Origin of the sequence: Micromonospora sp. NPDC047187 (genome assembly GCF_040643355.1) — a bacterium.
GTDB lineage: Bacteria > Actinomycetota > Actinomycetes > Mycobacteriales > Micromonosporaceae > Micromonospora > Micromonospora salmantinae.
On record NZ_JBEYUF010000003.1, the window covers coordinates 232,666 to 250,318 of the forward strand.

A 17,653-nucleotide genomic window follows, 5' to 3' on the forward strand; every position below is an offset into this window, starting at 1 on the left:
CCGCCTCCTTCGCCCGCGTTTCCCCCGAAATCACTCTGCCCCGGGCGGACCGGCGGCGGCGGGCAAACGGCGCGGACGACGGCGCCCGCCTCCACCGGAGTGGGGACGGGCGCCGGTCGGCAGTGCGGACGAGGTCAGTCGTCGCCCTGGAAGTAGCTCAGCAGGCGCAGGATCTCGATGTAGAGCCAGACCAGGCTGACCAGGATGCCGAACGCGGCCACCCAGGAGTAGCGCTGCGGCAGGCCCATCCGGACGCCGTCCTCGATCTCCTTGAAGCTGAGCACGAAGCTCAGCGAGGCCACCGCGATGCAGACCAGGCTGAACCCGATGGCGAGCGGGCTGCCGTCGCGCAGGCCGGTGTTGACGCCGAACAGCGCCAGCACCAGGTTGATCATCATGACCGCGAAGAGGCCGACCATCACCGCGATCATGCCCTTGACGAAGGCCGGGGTGGCCCGGATGACCTTCGCCCGGTAGAGCATCGCCATCAGGAAGAAGATGCCGAAGCTGGCTGCGGCGGCCTGGAGCACGATGCCGTCGAAGCGCGTCTCGAACGCCTTGCTGACCATGCCGACGAAGACACCCTCGACGACCGCGTACGCGATCACGAGCGCCGGGTTGGCCATCCGGGAGAACGAAATGATCAAGCCGAGGACCAGGCCGACCACCGCCGCGCCGATCCACGCGGTACCGACCAGGGCGTCGGGGACGAGCACCCAGGCGGCCGCGGCGGTGATGCCGAGGATGCCGAGCAGAGTGACGGTCTTGACGACGACGTCGTCGATCGTCATGGGCGCCACGGTCGGCGGCGCGGCCGGGTAATCGGCCTGGGACGGGTACTGCTGGGGAATGCCGGGCTGTCCGTACGGCCCGGCCGGGGCGTACCCGGCGGACCGCTCCCGCTCGGCCGCTTGGCCGAGCCGGGCGAGCACCGGGTTCGAGGTCTTCACTGTCTGGCCTCCCTCAGGGGGTCGTGTGCACGTGAACGTGCCCTCCAAGAGTAAACGGCAGAGCCAAGTCCTGGAGATCACGAATGAGAATGGGTGAGCCGACCGGTGCCCGGGGCGGGGGTCGAACCCGCACGCCTTTCGGCAGCCGCTTTTAAGGCGGCCGTGTCTGCCTTTCCACCACCCGGGCGAGTGGCACCGGCGCGCCGACACGCCTGGTGCAGTGTCACCGTAGCCGGTCTGCGGCGACCCGGCGTACCCCGCCGGCCCGGCCACATTAGGGTCGATGCCGTGAGCAGCGCAGCCCCCACGGCCCCCGACGCCGCCCCTGAACAGGCGTTCCGCCTCGCCGATCAGGTCAACCGCCGACCCCGGGCCACCGGGCTGCTGGCCGCCGTCCGCCGCCACCAGGCGGACCTGCTGGCCGCGTTGATCTTCGCGGTGCTGGCCGGCTGGCTCACCCACGGGCTGTGGCCCGACCCGGGCGGCCGCATCCTGGCGCTCAACCCGGAGGACCAGGCCCTCTACGAGTGGTTCCTGGCGGTGGACGCCCGCGCGTTGCTCGGCGACTTCGACCTGCTCAGCAACCGGCTCAACGCTCCCGACGGCGTGAACCTGATGACCAACACCACGGTGATCGCCCTCGGCGTCCTCTTCGCGCCGGTCACCCTGCTGCTGGGCGCACCGGTCACCTTCGCGCTGCTCGCCGCCGGCAACCTCGCCGGCACCGCACTCGCCTGGTACCTGCTGTTCCACCGCACGTTGCGCGTCCGCCGGGTGGCCGCCGCACTCGGCGGCGGGCTGTGCGGATTCGGACCCGGCATGGTGTCGCAGACCAACAGCCACCTGCACATGACCGCCCAGTGGCTGGTGCCGGTGATCGTCTGGCTGGTGGTCCGGCTGCTGCGGGCGGCCGACCCGGGGCCCGGTACCCCCGACGAGACCGGCCGTAGCCGAGCCTCCGGACCGGACCGTCGTCGGCTGTTCACCTCCGCTGCGGGGCTGGCCGGCGCGATCAGCGCGCAGGTCTTCATCGGCGAGGAGGTGCTCTTCCTCGCCGCGATCACGCTGCTGGTGATGGCGATCAGCTACGCCGTGGCGGACCGGGACCTGGCCCGTCGGGCGCTCCCCGGGTTCGCCGGCGGGTTGGCGATCGCCGCCGGGCTCGCCTTGCTGGTGCTCGGCTATCCGCTGTGGTTCCAGTTCGCCGGGCCGCAGGGAGTCGCCGACGGGATGTTCACCCCTGCCTACTTCTCCGCCGACCTGAGCAGTTGGTGGACGCTCTCCCCGCTGTCGGTGGCCGGCAGCGACGAATCCGCCCGGCTGACCACCGGCCCCGCCGAGTACAACACCTTCCTCGGCTGGCCACTGCTGCTGGTCACCGCGGTCTGCGCGATCTGGGCCGGGCGACGCCGGCTGGTCTTCGCCTGCGTCGTGGCGGGCCTGGTGATGGGGGCGCTCTCGCTCGGCCCGGAGGTGGTGCTCGGCGGCACCAGGACGGCGGTCCCCGGTCCGTACGCCCTGATCGGAGGGCTGCCGGTGGTGGACGGGGCGTTGCCGATGCGGTTCGCGCTGGCGTTGCTGCCGATCGTCGCGACGCTGCTGGTGCTCGCGGTCGACCGGGCCCTGCGCAGCTCCGGTCGGGCGCGGCGGCTGGTGCCGCTGGCCGTCGGCGTGGCGCTGCTGCCGATCTTCCCGGCCCCCCTGCCGACCGCCGGACGACCCGCCGTGCCGGAATTCATCACCGGCGGCCACTGGCGGCAGTGCGTACCGCCGGGCGGGGTGCTGGTCCCGGTGCCGCTGCCCACCCCGAAGGAACCCTGGCCGATGCGCTGGGCGACCGCCGCCGACGCCGGCTTCGGGCTGCCGGAAGGCTTCTTCATCGGCCCGTACGGGAGGGGCGGCACCGCGGCGATGGGCACGTTCAAGCAGCCCACGTCCGCGCTACTGGCGGATGTCGCCCGCCGCGGCGACCAACCGGCCATCGGCGACGAGCAGCGCCGCCAGGCCGTCCGCGACGCCGACTTCTGGGGCGCCTCCTGCGTGGCGCTCACCGACGACGCCCCTCACGCGGAAAGCCTGCGCGCCACCCTGGAGCAGCTCTACGGCCCACCCACCCGCATCGCCGATGCCTGGACGTGGCGGGTCTAGACCACCAAGAACCCCGTCGATCTTGCACTTTTTGCCCGGACAAGATGCACCAAAAGGCGCACTACGGCATCCGGAAGTGCAAGATCGACGGGGTCGGCGTCGCTCTCTGATCAGACGCGGGGCGCGCCGATCGGCTGGGATGCCTCGACGAACTCCTCGCGCGGGTCGTGCAGCTGACCCAGGGCGACCACCTCACGCTTGAGGAAGAACGCCAACGACCAGTCCACCACCACGCGGACCTTCCGGTTGAACGACGGGATCCGGCTCATGTGGTACGTCCGGTGCATCACCCACGCCGGCCAACCGGTCATCTTGATCCCGTACACCTGGGCCACACCCTTGTGCAGGCCGAGGCTCGCCACACTGCCGACGTGCTTGTGCTTGTAGTTCACCGGCTCGCGACCCCGGATCACGGCCGTGATGTTGTCGGCCATCCGGGCGGCCTGGCGCACCGCGTGCTGAGCGCTCGGCGAGCAGAAGTTGCCCGGTTCCTTGGTCAGGTCCGGCACGGCGGCGCAGTCCCCGGCGCTCCAGGCGCCCTCGAGCACCTGGTCACCGTCGACCACCTGGAGGGTGGGCAGGCAGGTGATCCGACGACGGTCGTCGCGCGGGAAGTCGGTCGAGTCCAGCATCGGCGACGGCTTCACGCCGGCCGTCCAGACGATCGTGTCGGAGCGGAAGCTGTCACCGTCGGAGAGCTTGACCACCCCGTCGACGCAGGACTCGAGCCGGGTGTCCAGCCGGATGTCCATGTTGCGCTTCATCAGCTGCTGCACCGTGTAGGCGCCCATGTCCCGGTCGACCTCGGGCAGCACCCGCTGGGTGGCCTCGACCAGCACCCAGCGGACCTCGTCCTGCTTGAGCTCCGGGTAGTAGCGCAGGGCGTCGCGAGCCATGTCCTCCATCTCGGCGAGCGCCTCGATGCCGGCGTACCCACCGCCGACGAAGGTGAAGGTCAGCGCCGAACGGCGGACGTCCGGATCCGGCGTGGCGGCCGCCACGTCGAGCCGATCCAGCACGTGGTTGCGCAGGTAGATCGCCTCACCGATGGTCTTGAACCCGATGCCCTGCTCGTGCAGACCCGGGATCGGCAGGGTGCGGGAGACCGAACCCGGAGCCACGATCACGTGGTCGTAGGTGATCTCGCGGGCCGGGCCGCTGATCGGCTGCACGGTGGCCACCTTGCGGTCGTGCTCGATCCGCGTGACCGTGCCGGCCACCATCTTGCACCGGCGCAACTCCCGCCGCAGCGGCACCACGGAGTGCCGCGGGGAGATGTTGCCCGCCGCCGCCTCCGGCAGGAACGGCTGATAGGTCATGTGGGGTTGGGGGTCAACCACCATGACCTCAGCCTCACGGGAGCTGAGCTTCTTCGACAGGCGCAGGGCCGCGTACAGACCGACGTGCCCGGCACCAACCACAAGGATCCGCTTCGGATTCACGTTGTCTATCTTTCCCCGGCCGGCTCAGGTAATCCCGCTCGCGCCCCCCATCTGTGACGGAGCACAACCCATGTGACCTGCGTAACCCTCAGGCCGCAATGGTCACCGACGCCGCAGCAGCCAGCCCAGCAACACTGCCATCCCCACCGCCACCAGCAGCCCCAGCACTGTCACCCACTGGTATCCGGCGCCCCCACCCGTCCCCGTCGCCCGCAGCAACAGCACACCGAGCACGGCGGAACCCAACAGCACGGCGGCCGACCGCACCAACCACCGGGTGATCAACTCGGGGTCCACCATCGCGTCATAGGGCAACAGCGCGGCCAGCGCGCAGAGGGTGTGCCCCAGGTAGAGCAGCGCCGCGACGGCGAGCAGCCGCCAGAGGGCGACCGGACGGCCGTACCCGTCGGTGGCGAGCAGCCAGCCGCCGACAGTGACCAACGCCGTGAAGGTCGTCCAGACCTTGCGCGGCCCGAACGCGGGCAACATGGCGGCCACCGCAAGGAAGAAGATCGGCCGGCCGGAAAGCACCTCCGCGGGAAACGCCAGGGCGAACCCGGCAAACACGATGACGAAGATCCCGGCCCGGACCAGCAGCGGGGCCACGCTGACGCGAGCGACGGCGTACTGCGCCGCCCGAACCCGCTCCACCAGAACGTTCACCGCACTCGCCTTCCGTTCGCGACTGCGGGGCTCGCAAGCGCACTCCTCGCGCTCACCGGCCACCCACCCTTGGTGCCGTCGCCAAGCGGGCCACGTCCCGCAACACCTGGTCCAGGCTGCCGGCGCCGGCCCAGCGCACCACCGGTACGCCGTGCTCCCGGAGTTGCCCGATCATGATCTCCCGATCCAGGCGCCACAGGCGGTACGCCACCTCGGCCCACCCCCGGTCCTTCGGCGATGTCAGGTCGGTCGGCAACGTGTCGACCGCCACCACGAACCGCCCACCGCGGGCCAACCGGGCGAGCATCTGCGCCGACCGTTCGTCCAGCAGTGGGGTGAGCACCACCACCAACGCGTCCGAGGAGAGCAACTGCGGGCCGAAGACCTGGTCGTACGGTTCGTGTGCGGACGCGTGGACCCGGACGTCGAGCAGCCACTCCAGGACGGTCAGGTACTGCCGCCGTCCGGCGGCCGGCCGGAGCCGGCGGGCGGCCGGTCCGTACTCCAGCAGCGAGACCCGGTCACCGCGGTGCAGGTAGTGCTCGGCGATCGCGGCGGTGGCCCGGACGGTGGTGTCGAGCACCGAGGCGGCGCCGTCCACCCCACCGGAGCGGCCCGCCTCGGCGAGCACGTCGAGCAGCACCACCACCTCCGCGTCCCGGTCGGAGAGGGTGGCGGCCACATGCAGTTGCCGGGCCCGCAACGAGACCCGCCAGTCGATCCGGCGCAGCCGGTCCCCGGGGGCGAAGACGCGTACGCCGGCAAGCTCGCCGCCCTCTCCGGGTCGGCGAGAGTGGTGCGCCCCGACCAGGCCGGCGGCGCGGGGCATCGCCTCGACCGCCTCGAACGGCTCGGTACGGGGGTACACCCGCACCCGTACCGGCTCGGTGATCACCGCCCGGGAGACCAGCAGACCCCCGGCCGTGGCGACCCGGGCACCGGCGGGGCCGACCGGGTGCCGGCCCCAGCGCAGTGCCTTGCCGGCCAGCTCCAAATCCACCGCGGCGCCGATCGGCACCGACGTCACGAACGGCCGGTCCGCGACGGAACGGCGCCCGCCGCTGCCCGGCGCCGTCGCACCGGTTTCCGGGGTGGCGCTCGGCTCCCCGTCGTCGACGGCCTCGGCACGGGCGAAGCCGGCCCGGACGATCCGCAGCCACGGCGACACGCGGGTACGCATCACGACCAGGTCGTAGTCGATCGTGTCCGGGTTGCCGACGCTCACCGCCGCCGCCACGTCACCGCCCTCGACCAGCGGCCCACCGTCACCCTGGGTGATCCACACCTGTGGCAGCGCCGTGGGGCGTCGACGCAGCGCGTACGCGGTGCCCAACGCGAACGGGGCGGCGAGCACGATGAGGTCCACCCGGCCCAGCAGCACCCCGGCCACCAGCAGCAGGCCGGCGAGCAGCACCGCGCGGCCGAGCGCCGGGGTGGGCGCCCAGCCGGCAGCCGGTTCCGCTTCGGTGGCCGTCGGCACTGTCGGTCCGGTCATCAGTGCCGGGGCCCGCCGGCGGCGTAGCTCGGCAGCGCGCCACTGGCCGGGGCGGGAGTCGCCTCCAGCACCTCGCCCACCACGAACGCCGGGTCGACCCGGCGCAACCACATCTCCGGGCGCAGGGTGATCCGGTGGGCCAGGGCGGGCGCCGCCACCGACTTGACGTCCTCCGGCACCACGTAGTCCCGTCCGCCGAACACCGCGCGGACCCGGGCCAGCAGCAGCAGCGCCAGCGAACCGCGAGGTGAGGCGCCGACCAGCACCGACGGGTGCTCCCGGGTGGCCGCGGTGAGCGACACGATGTAGCGGCCGATGGAGTCCTCCACCACCACGTCCTCCAGGGCGGCCTGCATGGCCCGCAGCGTCGCCGCGTCGACCACCGCCTTGATGTCCGCCTCCTCCCGGCGGCGGCTCATCCGACGGCGCAGCACCTCCCACTCCTCTTCGTGCTGCGGGTAACCGAACGAGACCCGCAGCAGGAACCGGTCCAGCTGCGCCTCCGGCAGCGGGTAGGTGCCCTCGTACTCGATGGGGTTGGCGGTGGCCAGCACGTGGAACGGCTCGTCGAGCTTGTAGGTCACGCCCTCGACCGACACCTGCTTCTCCTGCATGGCCTCCAGCAGCGCGGACTGGGTCTTCGGCGGCGTCCGGTTGATCTCGTCGGCGAGGAGCAGGTTGGTGAAGACCGGGCCGGCCCGGAAGGTGAAGTCACCGTTGCGCTGGTCGTACAGGAAGGAGCCGGTGACGTCGGCGGGGAGCAGGTCGGGAGTGAACTGCAACCGACGGAAGTCCAACCCGAGGGCCTGGGCGAACGAGCGGGCGGTGAGTGTCTTACCGAGCCCTGGCAGGTCCTCCAGGAGCACGTGCCCGCCCGCGAGGATGCCGGCGAGGACCAGCTCCAACGCGTCCCGTTTGCCGACCACGACGGTGCCGACCGCGTCCAGGACCGCCCGAGCCAGGTGCCCGACCTCGGCGGGGGCAATGCTCCGGTCCACGTCGTTCATCAAATACTCTCCAGTTCGGCGACGATCACCGCGAGGTCGCGTGGCGACGGGGTGCGGCGAGGCGGGGTCTCCAGGAACGTCCACAGGCGGTCACCCAGCAGGACGCGAGCGCGGGCGGGATCCGACTCACGGGTGACGCCGTGTTTCAGCCGCATCCGCTCGTCGGCCAGTTCACCGATCCGGGGCAGGACCACCTCGGTGAAACGTTCGGTTCGGTTCGAGGACCAGTCCAGGGGCCGTTCCCACTGGTTGATCGCGCCACCCAACGCGTCCCGGGCGCCCCAGTTGTAGCTGCCGTCCTCTTCGCCCGCGCCGGCCTGGCGAGCCGGCGGCTGCGCGGGTGGCGGCGCCAGCAGGGCGGTGACCCGGCGGACCGCCAGCACGGCGAGCACCCCGGCGATCAGTACGGGCAGCGAGACCTGGAGGCCCACCGCGCGGAGGCCGACCAGCAGGACCGCTACCAACGCGGCGGCCCACGCGAGCGAGCGCAGCACCGGACGCCATCGGGACGGGCGCGCCTGCGGACCGGCCGGCGCGGCCTCCTCCTCGAACGCGAGCAGATCGTCGATGCTGGTGCTGCTCATGAGGTCACCGCCGCGGTGAGCTCGCCGCGCAGCCGGCCGAGCGCGGCGCGGGCCTGGTCCCGGGTGCGTTCGCCGACCGGGTGGGTGGCGTACCGGGCCTCCCGGTAGACGTGCGCGAACTCGGCCAGCACGTCGGTGCTGGCGATGGCCGGCACGCCCGCGGCCGGATCACCCTGCAACAGTCGGCTGACCAGGTCGGTGGGGGTGTCTCCGGCAAGCCTCGGCACGCCGGCCGCTGCGGCGGTCTCCTCCAGGCGCACCCAGCAGGCGATCACCGCCACCCGGGGGTCGGTGTCCCGGTCGTCGAGTTCCACCAGGCCGGCGTCGAGGGCGGCGACCACCTCGCGGGCGGTGCCCTCGGCGGTACGGCGGGCCCGCTGCGCTGGTAGTGCCCGGGTGGTACGGCGCAGCGCGCCCCGGATGAACACCCAGCTGAGGTAGCCGAGCGCGGCGAGGATGGCCAGCCCGAGCAGGACCACCGCCACGGTGCCGACCCACTGCGGGATGTGCGCCTGGGTGGCCTGGCCGGCGTCGCGGGGCTCGATCGGGATGGACGGCGACGGCTCGAAGGTGGGGTACTCGGGAACCCAGGGAACGTTGTCCGCGGCCGGCGGGATGCGACTGGCCCCGATCGACGAGTGAGCGGACGCCAGCGCGGCACCGGCGAGCAGGGCGGCGACCGCGCCGACCGGCCACCACCGGCGGAGCAGGCCGAGAACCGGCCGCAGCACACCCGGCTCGGCGGACGGTACCGGTGTGGGCGGGCGTGTTCCGTCTGTCATCGCCACCACCCCACGCGTCGTCTCAGTCCACTCCGGCCAGCTGTTTAGCCTGGCCGAAGACGTCGTCCAACATCCCTGGTGTCAACCGCCCGGTGAAGGTGTTCTGCTGACTGACGTGGTAGCAGCCGAGCAAGTCCGGAGCGTTCGTGCCGGACCAGTGTGCCCCATGACCGAACGCCGGTCGCGGGCTGGGCGGGCGCTGCCCGTACACCGCACGGAGCACCGGCCACCACGCGGCCCAGGCGAACGCGCCCAGCGCGACCACGACCCGCAGCGTGGGCCGGATCAGCGTGACCTCGCGGTGCAGCCAGGGTGCGCAGGTGTCCCGTTCCACTGGGGTCGGCTTGTTGTCCGGAGGCGCACACCGGACGGCCGAGAAGATCCGCAGGTCACGCACTGTGAGCCCGTCGTCGGCGGCGACGCTGGTGGGCTGGTTGGCCAGCCCGGCCCGGTGCAGCGCCGCGAACAGCACGTCACCCGACCGGTCACCGGTGAAGATCCGGCCGGTGCGGTTGCCACCGTGCGCGGCGGGCGCCAGCCCGAGGATGGCGATCCGGGCGTCACCGGTGCCGAGGCCCGGCACCGGCCGACCCCAGTACTCCTCGTCGCGGAAGGCGGCCCGGCGGGTGCGGGCGACCTCCTCCCGCCACTGGACCAGCCGGGGGCAGGCGAAACAGTCGCTCACCGCCGCGTCGAGGTCGGCCAGGTCGGTCGCCCGCGCTGCGCGGGCAACCACCTGTGCGGGGGTACGCGCCTCAGCCAAGCTTGGCCCGGAAGAGTTCCAGGGTGCGGGCCCAGGCGCTGGCGGCGGCGCGCTGGTCGAACGCCTCCGGCCGGTCGTCGTTGAAGAAGGCGTGCGAGGTGCCCGGGTAGTCGTAGAGGTGGCAGTCGCCGCCGGCCTCCTCGATGGCCCGCCGGGCGGTCTGTACGCCGTCGTCGGCCGAGGTGCCGTCCTCTTCGGAGCAGTGGATGACCGCTGCCTTGCCGGCGTAGTCGGCCCAGTCGGGGCGCATCGACTCCCAGGGCAGCACGGGATAGAAGCCGGCGGTCGCGACGATCCGCTCGGAGATGGTGGCCGACCAGAGGGCCAGGCTGCCACCGGCGCAGAAGCCCACGGCACCGACCTTACCGGTGACCTCGGGCCGCCCGGCGAGATAGTCGGCCGCTCCGGCGATGTCCTTCGCCGCCTCGTCCATCCGCATCGCCAGCAGGAGCCGCTGCGCCTCGTCCGGCTCGCTGGTCGTCTCACCGTGGTAGAAGTCCGGGGCGAGGGCGACGAAACCGGCCTCGGCGAACCGGTCCGCCACCGACCGGATGTGCGGGACCAGGCCCCACCATTCCTGAATGACGATGACGGCGGGGCTGGCCGTGCCGCTGGCGGGTATCGCGAGATACCCCTCGCTCGTGCCCCCGTTGCTGCGGTAGCTCACCATTTCGCCCATGGGCCGTCCTCCTAGCGGTCAGTCATCGTTGGCTGGTCGCCCAGTGGTCCTACGTGCCGGTAGCCTGCCACGCCGCGCGGCCGTCGGGAAGACGCCGGAACAGTGGCATTCACCTCCTGTTCGCCCCCCGGTGACTCCGGGTACGCCGACGGCGGCGGGGTCTGCTCCCGCCGCCGTCTTTGCCGAGCTACCGCTGTGGTCAGACCTTCTTGGTCAGGCAGAGCACGTAGCCCGTCTTGCCCGGCTCGATGCTGGAGAAGATGTACCCCTCCTCGCCTTCCTTGAAGAACTGGGTGCAGGTCGTGTCGGCCTTGGCCTGCGCCTCGCTCTGGCCGTCCACCCGACCGACCACGCTGTACGCCGCGTCGGTGGAGGTGCACTCGACGACCTTGGCGCCGTCGACCTCCTCCTGCTCGGTGCCGGTGACCTCGGGCAGCTCGGCGATGCAGTCACCGGTCTTGGCGGCTGCGGTCTCGTCCTTGTTGAAGTAGTTGCCGATCGCCGAGGCGACGCCGAACTTCAGGCCGGCGATGACGACGACGACGAGGATCGCACCGACGATGCCGATGGCCTTCTTCGCACCGGACTTCTCCGCCTTCGGTTCGGCCGCCGGCTGCGTCTCAGTGGCCGACTGCTGCTCGGTGGCCGGCTGCGGCTCGGTGGCCGGCTGCGGCTGCTGCGCGGCAGGCTGCGGCGCGGCCGCTTGCGGCGTCTCGACGGCCGGCTCAGGGGTTGCGGCGTCGGGCGCGGGGGGCGGTGCGACCTGCTCTGGCACGGGGGTTCCTTCCGAGGGGTTGATGAGCAGACGACACCGTAACGATCATTGATTTCCGGTGCCGTCCCGCTCGCCTCGTCCGTTCAGCTATTTCCCAGCTTCATCAGCATGATCCAGTTCACACGACGGTTCAGCCCGTCGGGGTGGGGGTTGGGGTGTCGCTCGGCGTCACGGTCGGGCCCGCCGAGGGCTCGCCGGGCGTTCCACTCGGCGTCGGTGTGCCGGTCGGCCCCGACGTCGGTGCGGCGGTCGACTCCGGCGTCGGCGTGCTGATCGCGGCCGGCGCCGACGGCGGGGACACGCCCGGGCCCCGGGGCCCGAAGGGCGCCCGGCCCACGCAGTACGGGTAGGGCCGCAGCAGCGGGTTGCCGTACTCGTCGACGCGGCCTTCACAGTCCGGGTAGCCGAGCCGGATCGGATTGCCGTTCTGGTCGAAGAGCCGGGCGTTCTCCACCAGCCGGCCCTCGCTGTCGTAGACAAAGACGTCCCGGACCTGGTCATACGGGCCGTTGACCGACGTCGGATCGATGCCGTAGTCGCCGTACCGCATCCGGTCCTCCGCCTGGATCAGCGCGGCGAACGCGAAGACCACCAGCACCACGCTGCCGACCTGCACCGCCGAACGCGGCCAGCGGGTCAACCGCCCGGAGCTGCGGCCGATCCAGATGGAGGCGAGCACGAAGCCGACGAGCATGATCATGCCGGCGAGCAACTCGCCGCCGAACCTCGGCAGCAGCCCGAAGCTGCCGCCGGTGCTGATCACCGTGATCAGCATCGCCGCCAGGTAGCCCCGGAGCACCCACCAGCCGGGGCGCAGCAGTTGGAGGAAGTCGCTGGCCGTCTCGTACCCCAGGGGTGGGCCGAGACGGGTGTCCATGGTGCGCAGCCGGCCACGGACCCGGGCCACCGCGCTCGCCACCCGCTGGTCGAGGTTGCGCCCGCTGCCCGGCGCGGCGCCGGCCGCGGCGCGCAGCTCGGCCGCGTACGTCTCGGGCTCGCCCAACCGCTCGACCAGGGTGCCCTCGGCCTCGGCGGCGACCTCGGTGAGGTGGTCGGCGAGATCCTCGGTCAGCTCGTCGCGTTGCCCGGGCGGTAGGTCGGCCAGAGCGGCCCGGACCCGCGCCACATAGTCGGTGATCTCCTGCTCCGCGACGGTCATGCCGCCATCCCCCGATCGTCGAGCAGACTGTCCATTGTGGTGGCGAACGAGCGCCAGAGCTTGCCGGAGCGGGTCAGCTGGTCACGCCCCGCGGCGTTGAGTGAGTAGTACTTGCGGTGCGGCCCGGATTCGCTCGGCACGACGTAGGTGGTGAGCAGGCCGGCGGCGAAGAGGCGGCGCAGCGTCCCGTAGACCGAGGCGTCACCGACCTCCTCCAGGCCGGCCTCGCGCAGCCGGCGCAGGATGTCGTAACCGTAACCGTCCTCCTCTCGGAGCACGGCCAGGACGGCCAGATCAAGCACGCCCTTCAACAACTGTGTGGTGTCCACGCATTGCACACTAGTGCGTAATGCGAAGTAGCGTCAACGAATCGGCCGCAACACGCCGAGCCGCGCATGGCGTGCGGGTGGTGATCGACGGCGCGCGGTGGCTTACTGGATGCTCCAGGCGATGCCGTCGAGGATGTCGTGCTCCGAGGCGACCACCGACGGCATTCCGGCCCGCTCCATGATCACGCGAAGCACCAGCGCGCCGGCGCCGATCACGTCGGCGCGGCCCGGATGCATCACCGGGTTCGCCAACCGCTGCGCACGGGTCTGACCCAGCAGCTCCGCTGTCACCCGGGCGACCTCCTCGTACGACACCCGGGCGTGATGGATGCGCTCCGGGTCGTACTCCCGCAGGCCCCGCGCGAGCGCGACCACTGTGGTGACCGACCCGGCGAGGCCGACCAGGGTGGCCGCCTCGCGACCGGGCACCACGGCGAGCGCCCGGTCCACCACCGCAGCGATGTCGGCCTGCGCAGCCGCGACCTGCTCGGGCGTCGGCGGGTCACCGGGCAGGTGCCGCTCGGTCATCCGGACGCAGCCGATGTCCACCGAGATCGCCGACCGCACCCCGGCGGCCCGGTCACCGACCACGAACTCGGTGGAACCACCACCGATGTCGACGACCAGGAACGGCTCCTTCGCGTCGGCAGGCAGCCCGCGCACCGCGCCGGTGAACGACAGCCGGGCCTCCTCGTCGCCGCTGACCACCTCGGGCGCGACACCGAGGGTGGCCCGCACCATCTCGGTGAAGTCGGCGGCGTTGGCGGCATCGCGGGAGGCCGAGGTGGCACACATCCGCACCCGCTGCGCGCCCAGCTTCTCGATGTCGGCGGCGTACGACGCCAACGCCACCCTGGTCCGCTCGATCGCCTCCGGCGCCAGTCGGCCGGTGCGGTCCACGCCCTGCCCCAACCGGACGATCTCCATCCGCCGGGTCAGGTCGACCAGCGGCGCCTGCGGCCCGGCCGAGGCGTCGGGCAGGTCGGCGACCAGCAGTCGGATCGAGTTGGTCCCGCAGTCGATGGCCGCCACACGCGTCGTCACGGCAGCAACCTTACGGCAGGACGGGCGGCCACCCGGCGGCTTGGTTGGCCGTGGGCCACGACTCGCCCAGGTCGCCCGACGGGCCCCGCAACAACGCCACCCCGAGCGAGGTCAGGTGGTGTCGCACGGCCCCGCCCTCCCGCTCGCTGGTCACCAGACCGGCGGTCCGCAGCGCGCGGGCATGTTCCGAGGCCGAGGAGAGACTGATCCCGACCGCCCGGGACAACACGGTGGTGGTCAACCCCCCGTCGGTCGCCAGTCGGCGCAGCACCAGCGCCCGGGTGACGCCGAGCAGCCGACCGAGGGCACCGTCGTCGGCGGGAGCCCCGCGCACGGGCGTGACCACCGGGTAGACGAGCAGGATCGGGTAACCCTGCTCGACAAGCACCCGGGGCCGCGGCCCGGCCAACGGGGAGGGCAGCAGAATGATCCCGTGGCCGGTGCCGGGAAGGTCGCCGTCCCACCACGTCCGTACCTCCAGCACCGGCTCCCGCCACCGGATGCCCGGGTGCAGACCGGCGAAGAGGCTGGCCAGGCCGTGCTGCGCCAGCCGCTGGCTGGCAGACGCCACCTGCTGACGGTACGCGGACACCAGCTCGACCCAGTGCGGTTCGAGCACCGCGTCGAACCAGGTCCGCACGGCCCCGCCGAACAGGTCGAGCACCTCCGGGTCGGCCGCCGCGAACCGCCGCCGCAGCGGGCTGGCCGACGTGTCCGAGTACGCCAGGGTGACCTCGGAGCGGACCCGCCGCGCCGGGGTGGCCCGGATCGCCTCAAGCCCGGCCTCCACCGACTCCAGGCCGTCGAAGGGAGTGACGAAGTCCGGCAGACGTCCCCGGTCGGGCAGCAGATGCCGCAGGACCGCGGTGGCAGCCTGGGCGGCAGCCGTGCCCTCGGCCGCCGCCACCCGCTCGGCCAGGGTCGGCGCCATCGCCGCGACAGTGGGATCGCGCAGCCACTGACCGGCCAGCAGCGCGATCCCGACCGGATGCAGCCGATCGGCGAACCGCACCCGGCACAGGTCGGCCGACCCGAGCTGGAGGCGAAGCATGGCAACAGCCTGCCTGCCTTCGCCCAGGACCGAAAGGGTTGCTCCGCGGCTGGATGATCTCCAGTGTGGACCGCGGGGTCGACGAGGGGTGGCCGGCGTGCGGCGAACGGTGGCGGTGTTGACGGGGCTCTGCCTCATGGTCGTTGCGGCAGCTTGTGGTGAGCGGGGGCAACCCTCGTCGGCCCCACCAGCCTCACCGTCCGCGTCGAGCGAACGACCGGCGGCAGGTGACCACCAGCTCACCCTGCACCACAACGGACTCGACCGCACCTACCTGCTGCACGCGCCACCGGGGTACGACCCGGGCAAACCCTCCGCGCTGGTCATCGCGCTGCACTTCTATCCCGGCCTCGGGTCCTCGATGCGGGAGTTGGCGGGCCTGGACGCCAAGGCCGACAAGGACAACGTGCTGGTCGCCTACCCCAACGGGCAGGGGGGCGGCTTCAACGCGCTGATCTGCTGCGGCAGCGAGGACGACGTCGGCTTCCTCAACGCGCTCACCGACCATCTGGTGCAGACCTGGCACGCGGACCCGAACCGGGTGTTCCTCACCGGCATCTCGAACGGCGGCGACATGAGCTTCCGGGCGGCGGTGGAGAGCACTGGCACGTTCGCCGCGATCGGGGTGGTCAGCGGTGGTTACAGCGGAAACTTGACCACCGCCGACAGTTACGTGCCGAAGAGCCCGGTCTCCGTGATCACCTTCATCGGCGGCCAGGACCGCTACGCCTCGACCTTCCAGGCCGGCATGCGGACCTGGCAGCAGCGGCTCAGCTGCCGGCCGAGCCCGAAGGCGTCCGGGGTGCCGGGTGTGACGCACACGGTGGCGGGTTGCGCGGACGGCAGCGAGGTCAGCGTCTACACGATCGCCGACATGGGCCACAGTTGGCCGGGAGCGACAGCGGGCCAACTCGCCGCATCCGACGCGGGGCTGTCCGCCACCGACCTGATGTGGGAGTTCTTCGCCGCCCACCCCCGCACTGCCTGACCTACAGGCGCAGCAGCATCCGGGTGTTGCCCAGCGTGTTCGGCTTGACCCGCTCCAGGTCCAGGAACTCCGCGACACCCTCGTCGTAGGAGCGCAGCAGCTGCTCGTAGACCGGCTGTGGCACCGGAGCGCCGTCGATCTCGCGGAAACCGAACGAGCCGAAGAACCGGGTCTCGAAGGTGAGCACGAAGATCCGCGCCACGCCCAACTCCCGGGCCGCGTCGATCAGCTCACCGACCAGCCGGTGACCGATGCGCCGGCCCCGGCAGGACGGGTCCACCGCCACCGTGCGGATCTCGGCCAGGTCCTCCCACATGACGTGCAGCGCGCCGCAGCCCACCACGACGTCGTCCTCGGCCCGGACCGCGACCCGGAACTCCTGCACGTCCTCGAAGAGGGTGACCGTCGCCTTGCTCAGCAGCCGCCGGTCGTCGGTGTAGGTGTCGACGAGCCGTCGGATGCCCCGCACGTCCCCGGTGCGGGCCCGCCGTACGAGGATCTGACTCTCGGGTGCCTCGGACCCGGCCTGCCTGCTCATTCGGCCGCCGGCACGTCCACGCACGGCCCCGCCGACCACCAGGGCTCGACCAGGCCCAACGTCTCGTCGCCGAACGGGTTCACCCCGGGGCCGGCGCCCAGCGCGTGGCCCAGGTGCACGTGCAGGCACTTCACCCGGCCCGGCATCCCACCCGCCGAGATGCCGGCGATCTCCGGCACCTCGCCGATCGCCTCCCGGCGGGCGAGGTAGTCCTCGTGCGCGGCACGGTAGTGGGCGGCCAACTCCGGGTCCGTCGTCAGCCGGTCCGCCATCTCCTTCATCAGCCCCGCCGACTCCAGTCGGCTGCACGCAGCGGTGGCCCGGGGGCAGGTCAGGTAGTAGAGCGTCGGGAACGGGGTGCCGTCGGCGAGGCGGGGGGTCGTCTCCACCACGTCGGGAAGGCCGCACGGGCACCGGTGGGCCACCGCCCGGGTGCCCCGGGGCGCCCGGCCGAGCTGCGCGGCCACCGCGGCCAGGTCGGCCTCGGCGGCCGGCTCGCGCTGCGGCAGGGGAACGGAATCCGCCGCCGGCTCCGACGGTGGTACGACAGTCACGGTGCCCATCTCTCCTGGTGTGCTGGTCGGTGGATCACTGGCCCGGCTGCTGGCTGTCCGCCGCCCGCACGCTCGACCAGAGCGTGTCGTACCAGGTCACCGGCCCGGCTGGCGGGGCCGAACCGGCCGACTTCCCGGCGTCCCGGGCGGCGCCCTCCGGGTCGTGCAGCACCACCATTATCTTCTCGCCGGGCTCGCCCATGAAGAACCGCTCCCGAGCCTGCGTCTTGATGTACTCGTCGTCTTTCCAGTTGGCGGCCTCGGCGGCGAGCTTGGCGATCTCCCGCTCCTGCACCGCCTGGGCCGCCTCCATCCGCTCGATGTCGGCCTGCTGGTCCAGGTAGACCCGAACCGGATAGGTGTAGGCCAGCGCGAGCGCGATCAGGACCGCGAACAGCACTGTGGCCCGGCCGGTGAAGCGACGGGGGTTGGGCGCGGCGAGCCGCTTCACGGCGCCAGCGGCAGCGGTACGCCGAGCGGCGGCGGGACGATTCGCGGAGCGAACGCCTTCGGCGCCCCGGGCAGCACCCGGAGCGCGACCGGCGGCGCGCGGCTCGGCGCGTACGCCGGCCTCCCGGACCGATCCCCGCGTGGCGCGCCCACCGCCCGGCCGACCGGACTGACCCGGCCGGCGGGCGGGACGCTGACCACCCGGTGTGCGGCGCTGCTGCATCGTCACACCCCTCCCCCGAGGCTTCGTGC

General features: G+C 72.2%; 19 protein-coding genes and 1 tRNA gene. 2 read left to right on the forward strand and 18 right to left on the reverse strand.

Going from position 1 to position 17,653, the window contains the following annotated elements; genetic code table 11:
* Positions 1 to 134: 134 nt before the first annotated feature.
* On the reverse strand, positions 135 to 950 hold the full coding sequence (locus tag ABZ794_RS08385; RefSeq protein ID WP_238691025.1) for a Bax inhibitor-1/YccA family protein: 816 nt from the start codon (positions 948 to 950) through the stop codon (positions 135 to 137).
* Positions 951 to 1,056: 106 nt separating this feature from the next.
* Positions 1,057 to 1,137: transfer RNA gene (locus tag ABZ794_RS08390), tRNA-Leu, on the reverse strand.
* Positions 1,138 to 1,238: 101 nt separating this feature from the next.
* On the opposite strand from ABZ794_RS08390, the gene ABZ794_RS08395 reads away from it, so the two are divergent.
* Complete coding sequence (locus ABZ794_RS08395) at positions 1,239 to 3,098, forward strand: hypothetical protein (protein ID WP_357514873.1); 1,860 nt, start codon at positions 1,239 to 1,241, stop codon at positions 3,096 to 3,098.
* Between the two features lie 110 nt (positions 3,099 to 3,208).
* Here ABZ794_RS08395 and ABZ794_RS08400 read toward each other — a convergent pair whose 3' ends face one another.
* The 13 genes from ABZ794_RS08400 to ABZ794_RS08460 form a co-directional block, all read right to left on the reverse strand.
* The gene (locus ABZ794_RS08400; RefSeq protein ID WP_210785642.1) at positions 3,209 to 4,540 is read right to left on the reverse strand and encodes an NAD(P)/FAD-dependent oxidoreductase; all 1,332 of its coding nucleotides are present in this window, start codon (positions 4,538 to 4,540) and stop codon (positions 3,209 to 3,211) included.
* 102 nt (positions 4,541 to 4,642) lie between these two features.
* Complete coding sequence (locus ABZ794_RS08405; RefSeq protein WP_238691023.1) at positions 4,643 to 5,203, reverse strand: hypothetical protein; 561 nt, start codon at positions 5,201 to 5,203, stop codon at positions 4,643 to 4,645.
* A 52-nt stretch (positions 5,204 to 5,255) separates the two neighbouring features.
* Complete coding sequence (locus ABZ794_RS08410) at positions 5,256 to 6,698, reverse strand: DUF58 domain-containing protein (protein ID WP_357514876.1); 1,443 nt, start codon at positions 6,696 to 6,698, stop codon at positions 5,256 to 5,258.
* Positions 6,698 to 7,705: a MoxR family ATPase gene (locus tag ABZ794_RS08415; protein WP_091394243.1), complete on the reverse strand. Its 1,008-nt coding sequence runs from the start codon at positions 7,703 to 7,705 to the stop codon at positions 6,698 to 6,700. Before ABZ794_RS08415 ends, ABZ794_RS08410 begins: the two co-directional genes overlap by 1 nt.
* Complete coding sequence (locus ABZ794_RS08420; RefSeq protein ID WP_210785645.1) at positions 7,705 to 8,289, reverse strand: hypothetical protein; 585 nt, start codon at positions 8,287 to 8,289, stop codon at positions 7,705 to 7,707. Before ABZ794_RS08420 ends, ABZ794_RS08415 begins: the two co-directional genes overlap by 1 nt.
* A complete protein-coding gene (locus ABZ794_RS08425) occupies positions 8,286 to 9,071 on the reverse strand; it encodes a DUF4129 domain-containing protein (protein WP_210785646.1) in 786 nt (261 codons plus the stop codon). Before ABZ794_RS08425 ends, ABZ794_RS08420 begins: the two co-directional genes overlap by 4 nt.
* 22 nt (positions 9,072 to 9,093) lie before the next feature.
* Positions 9,094 to 9,807: a uracil-DNA glycosylase gene (locus ABZ794_RS08430; protein WP_210785647.1), complete on the reverse strand. Its 714-nt coding sequence runs from the start codon at positions 9,805 to 9,807 to the stop codon at positions 9,094 to 9,096.
* Between the two features lie 19 nt (positions 9,808 to 9,826).
* Positions 9,827 to 10,513, reverse strand: a complete 687-nt coding sequence (locus ABZ794_RS08435; protein WP_210785648.1) for a dienelactone hydrolase family protein — start codon at positions 10,511 to 10,513, stop codon at positions 9,827 to 9,829.
* A gap of 199 nt (positions 10,514 to 10,712) precedes the next feature.
* Positions 10,713 to 11,288: a hypothetical protein gene (locus tag ABZ794_RS08440; protein ID WP_357514879.1), complete on the reverse strand. Its 576-nt coding sequence runs from the start codon at positions 11,286 to 11,288 to the stop codon at positions 10,713 to 10,715.
* 130 nt (positions 11,289 to 11,418) lie between these two features.
* A complete protein-coding gene (locus ABZ794_RS08445; protein WP_210785649.1) occupies positions 11,419 to 12,447 on the reverse strand; it encodes a hypothetical protein in 1,029 nt (342 codons plus the stop codon).
* Positions 12,444 to 12,776, reverse strand: coding sequence for a PadR family transcriptional regulator (locus tag ABZ794_RS08450; RefSeq protein WP_074316865.1), 333 nt, complete (start codon positions 12,774 to 12,776; stop codon positions 12,444 to 12,446). Before ABZ794_RS08450 ends, ABZ794_RS08445 begins: the two co-directional genes overlap by 4 nt.
* 102 nt (positions 12,777 to 12,878) lie before the next feature.
* On the reverse strand, positions 12,879 to 13,808 hold the full coding sequence (locus tag ABZ794_RS08455; RefSeq protein WP_238691320.1) for a Ppx/GppA phosphatase family protein: 930 nt from the start codon (positions 13,806 to 13,808) through the stop codon (positions 12,879 to 12,881).
* 22 nt (positions 13,809 to 13,830) lie between these two features.
* Positions 13,831 to 14,871 carry a helix-turn-helix domain-containing protein gene (locus ABZ794_RS08460; protein ID WP_238691019.1) on the reverse strand — a complete coding sequence of 347 codons (1,041 nt, stop codon included), beginning with the start codon at positions 14,869 to 14,871 and terminating at the stop codon, positions 13,831 to 13,833.
* 97 nt (positions 14,872 to 14,968) lie between these two features.
* Between ABZ794_RS08460 and ABZ794_RS08465 the strand changes: the two genes are divergently transcribed.
* Complete coding sequence (locus ABZ794_RS08465) at positions 14,969 to 15,859, forward strand: PHB depolymerase family esterase (RefSeq protein ID WP_238691018.1); 891 nt, start codon at positions 14,969 to 14,971, stop codon at positions 15,857 to 15,859.
* Between the two features lies 1 nt (position 15,860).
* Here the strand turns inward: ABZ794_RS08465 and ABZ794_RS08470 are convergent, their stop codons facing one another.
* Genes ABZ794_RS08470 through ABZ794_RS08480 form a run of 3 tightly spaced genes read right to left on the reverse strand, consistent with a single transcriptional unit; the run spans position 15,861 to position 17,624 of the window.
* Complete coding sequence (locus ABZ794_RS08470) at positions 15,861 to 16,397, reverse strand: amino-acid N-acetyltransferase (protein WP_210785651.1); 537 nt, start codon at positions 16,395 to 16,397, stop codon at positions 15,861 to 15,863.
* Positions 16,394 to 16,951 (reverse strand): DUF501 domain-containing protein, encoded by a 558-nt coding sequence (locus ABZ794_RS08475; RefSeq protein WP_210785652.1) that lies wholly within the window; start codon positions 16,949 to 16,951, stop codon positions 16,394 to 16,396. The genes ABZ794_RS08470 and ABZ794_RS08475 overlap by 4 nt, the downstream gene beginning before the upstream one ends.
* A 34-nt stretch (positions 16,952 to 16,985) precedes the next feature.
* Positions 16,986 to 17,624 carry a septum formation initiator family protein gene (locus ABZ794_RS08480; RefSeq protein ID WP_210785653.1) on the reverse strand — a complete coding sequence of 213 codons (639 nt, stop codon included), beginning with the start codon at positions 17,622 to 17,624 and terminating at the stop codon, positions 16,986 to 16,988.
* Positions 17,625 to 17,653: the final 29 nt, after the last annotated feature.

Excerpts from the sequence above, each read along its gene's own strand:
- ABZ794_RS08410 (WP_357514876.1), bottom strand. The coding sequence starts at position 6,698 with ATGACCGGACCGACAGTGCCGACGGCCACCGAAGCGGAACCGGCTGCC.
- ABZ794_RS08415 (WP_091394243.1), bottom strand. The coding sequence starts at position 7,705 with ATGAACGACGTGGACCGGAGCATTGCCCCCGCCGAGGTCGGGCACCTG.
- ABZ794_RS08420 (WP_210785645.1), bottom strand. The coding sequence starts at position 8,289 with ATGAGCAGCACCAGCATCGACGATCTGCTCGCGTTCGAGGAGGAGGCC.
- ABZ794_RS08425 (WP_210785646.1), bottom strand. The coding sequence starts at position 9,071 with ATGACAGACGGAACACGCCCGCCCACACCGGTACCGTCCGCCGAGCCG.
- ABZ794_RS08435 (WP_210785648.1), bottom strand. The coding sequence starts at position 10,513 with ATGGGCGAAATGGTGAGCTACCGCAGCAACGGGGGCACGAGCGAGGGG.
- ABZ794_RS08445 (WP_210785649.1), bottom strand. The coding sequence starts at position 12,447 with ATGACCGTCGCGGAGCAGGAGATCACCGACTATGTGGCGCGGGTCCGG.
- ABZ794_RS08460 (WP_238691019.1), bottom strand. The coding sequence starts at position 14,871 with ATGCTTCGCCTCCAGCTCGGGTCGGCCGACCTGTGCCGGGTGCGGTTC.
- ABZ794_RS08470 (WP_210785651.1), bottom strand. The coding sequence starts at position 16,397 with ATGAGCAGGCAGGCCGGGTCCGAGGCACCCGAGAGTCAGATCCTCGTA.
- ABZ794_RS08480 (WP_210785653.1), bottom strand. The coding sequence starts at position 17,624 with ATGCAGCAGCGCCGCACACCGGGTGGTCAGCGTCCCGCCCGCCGGCCG.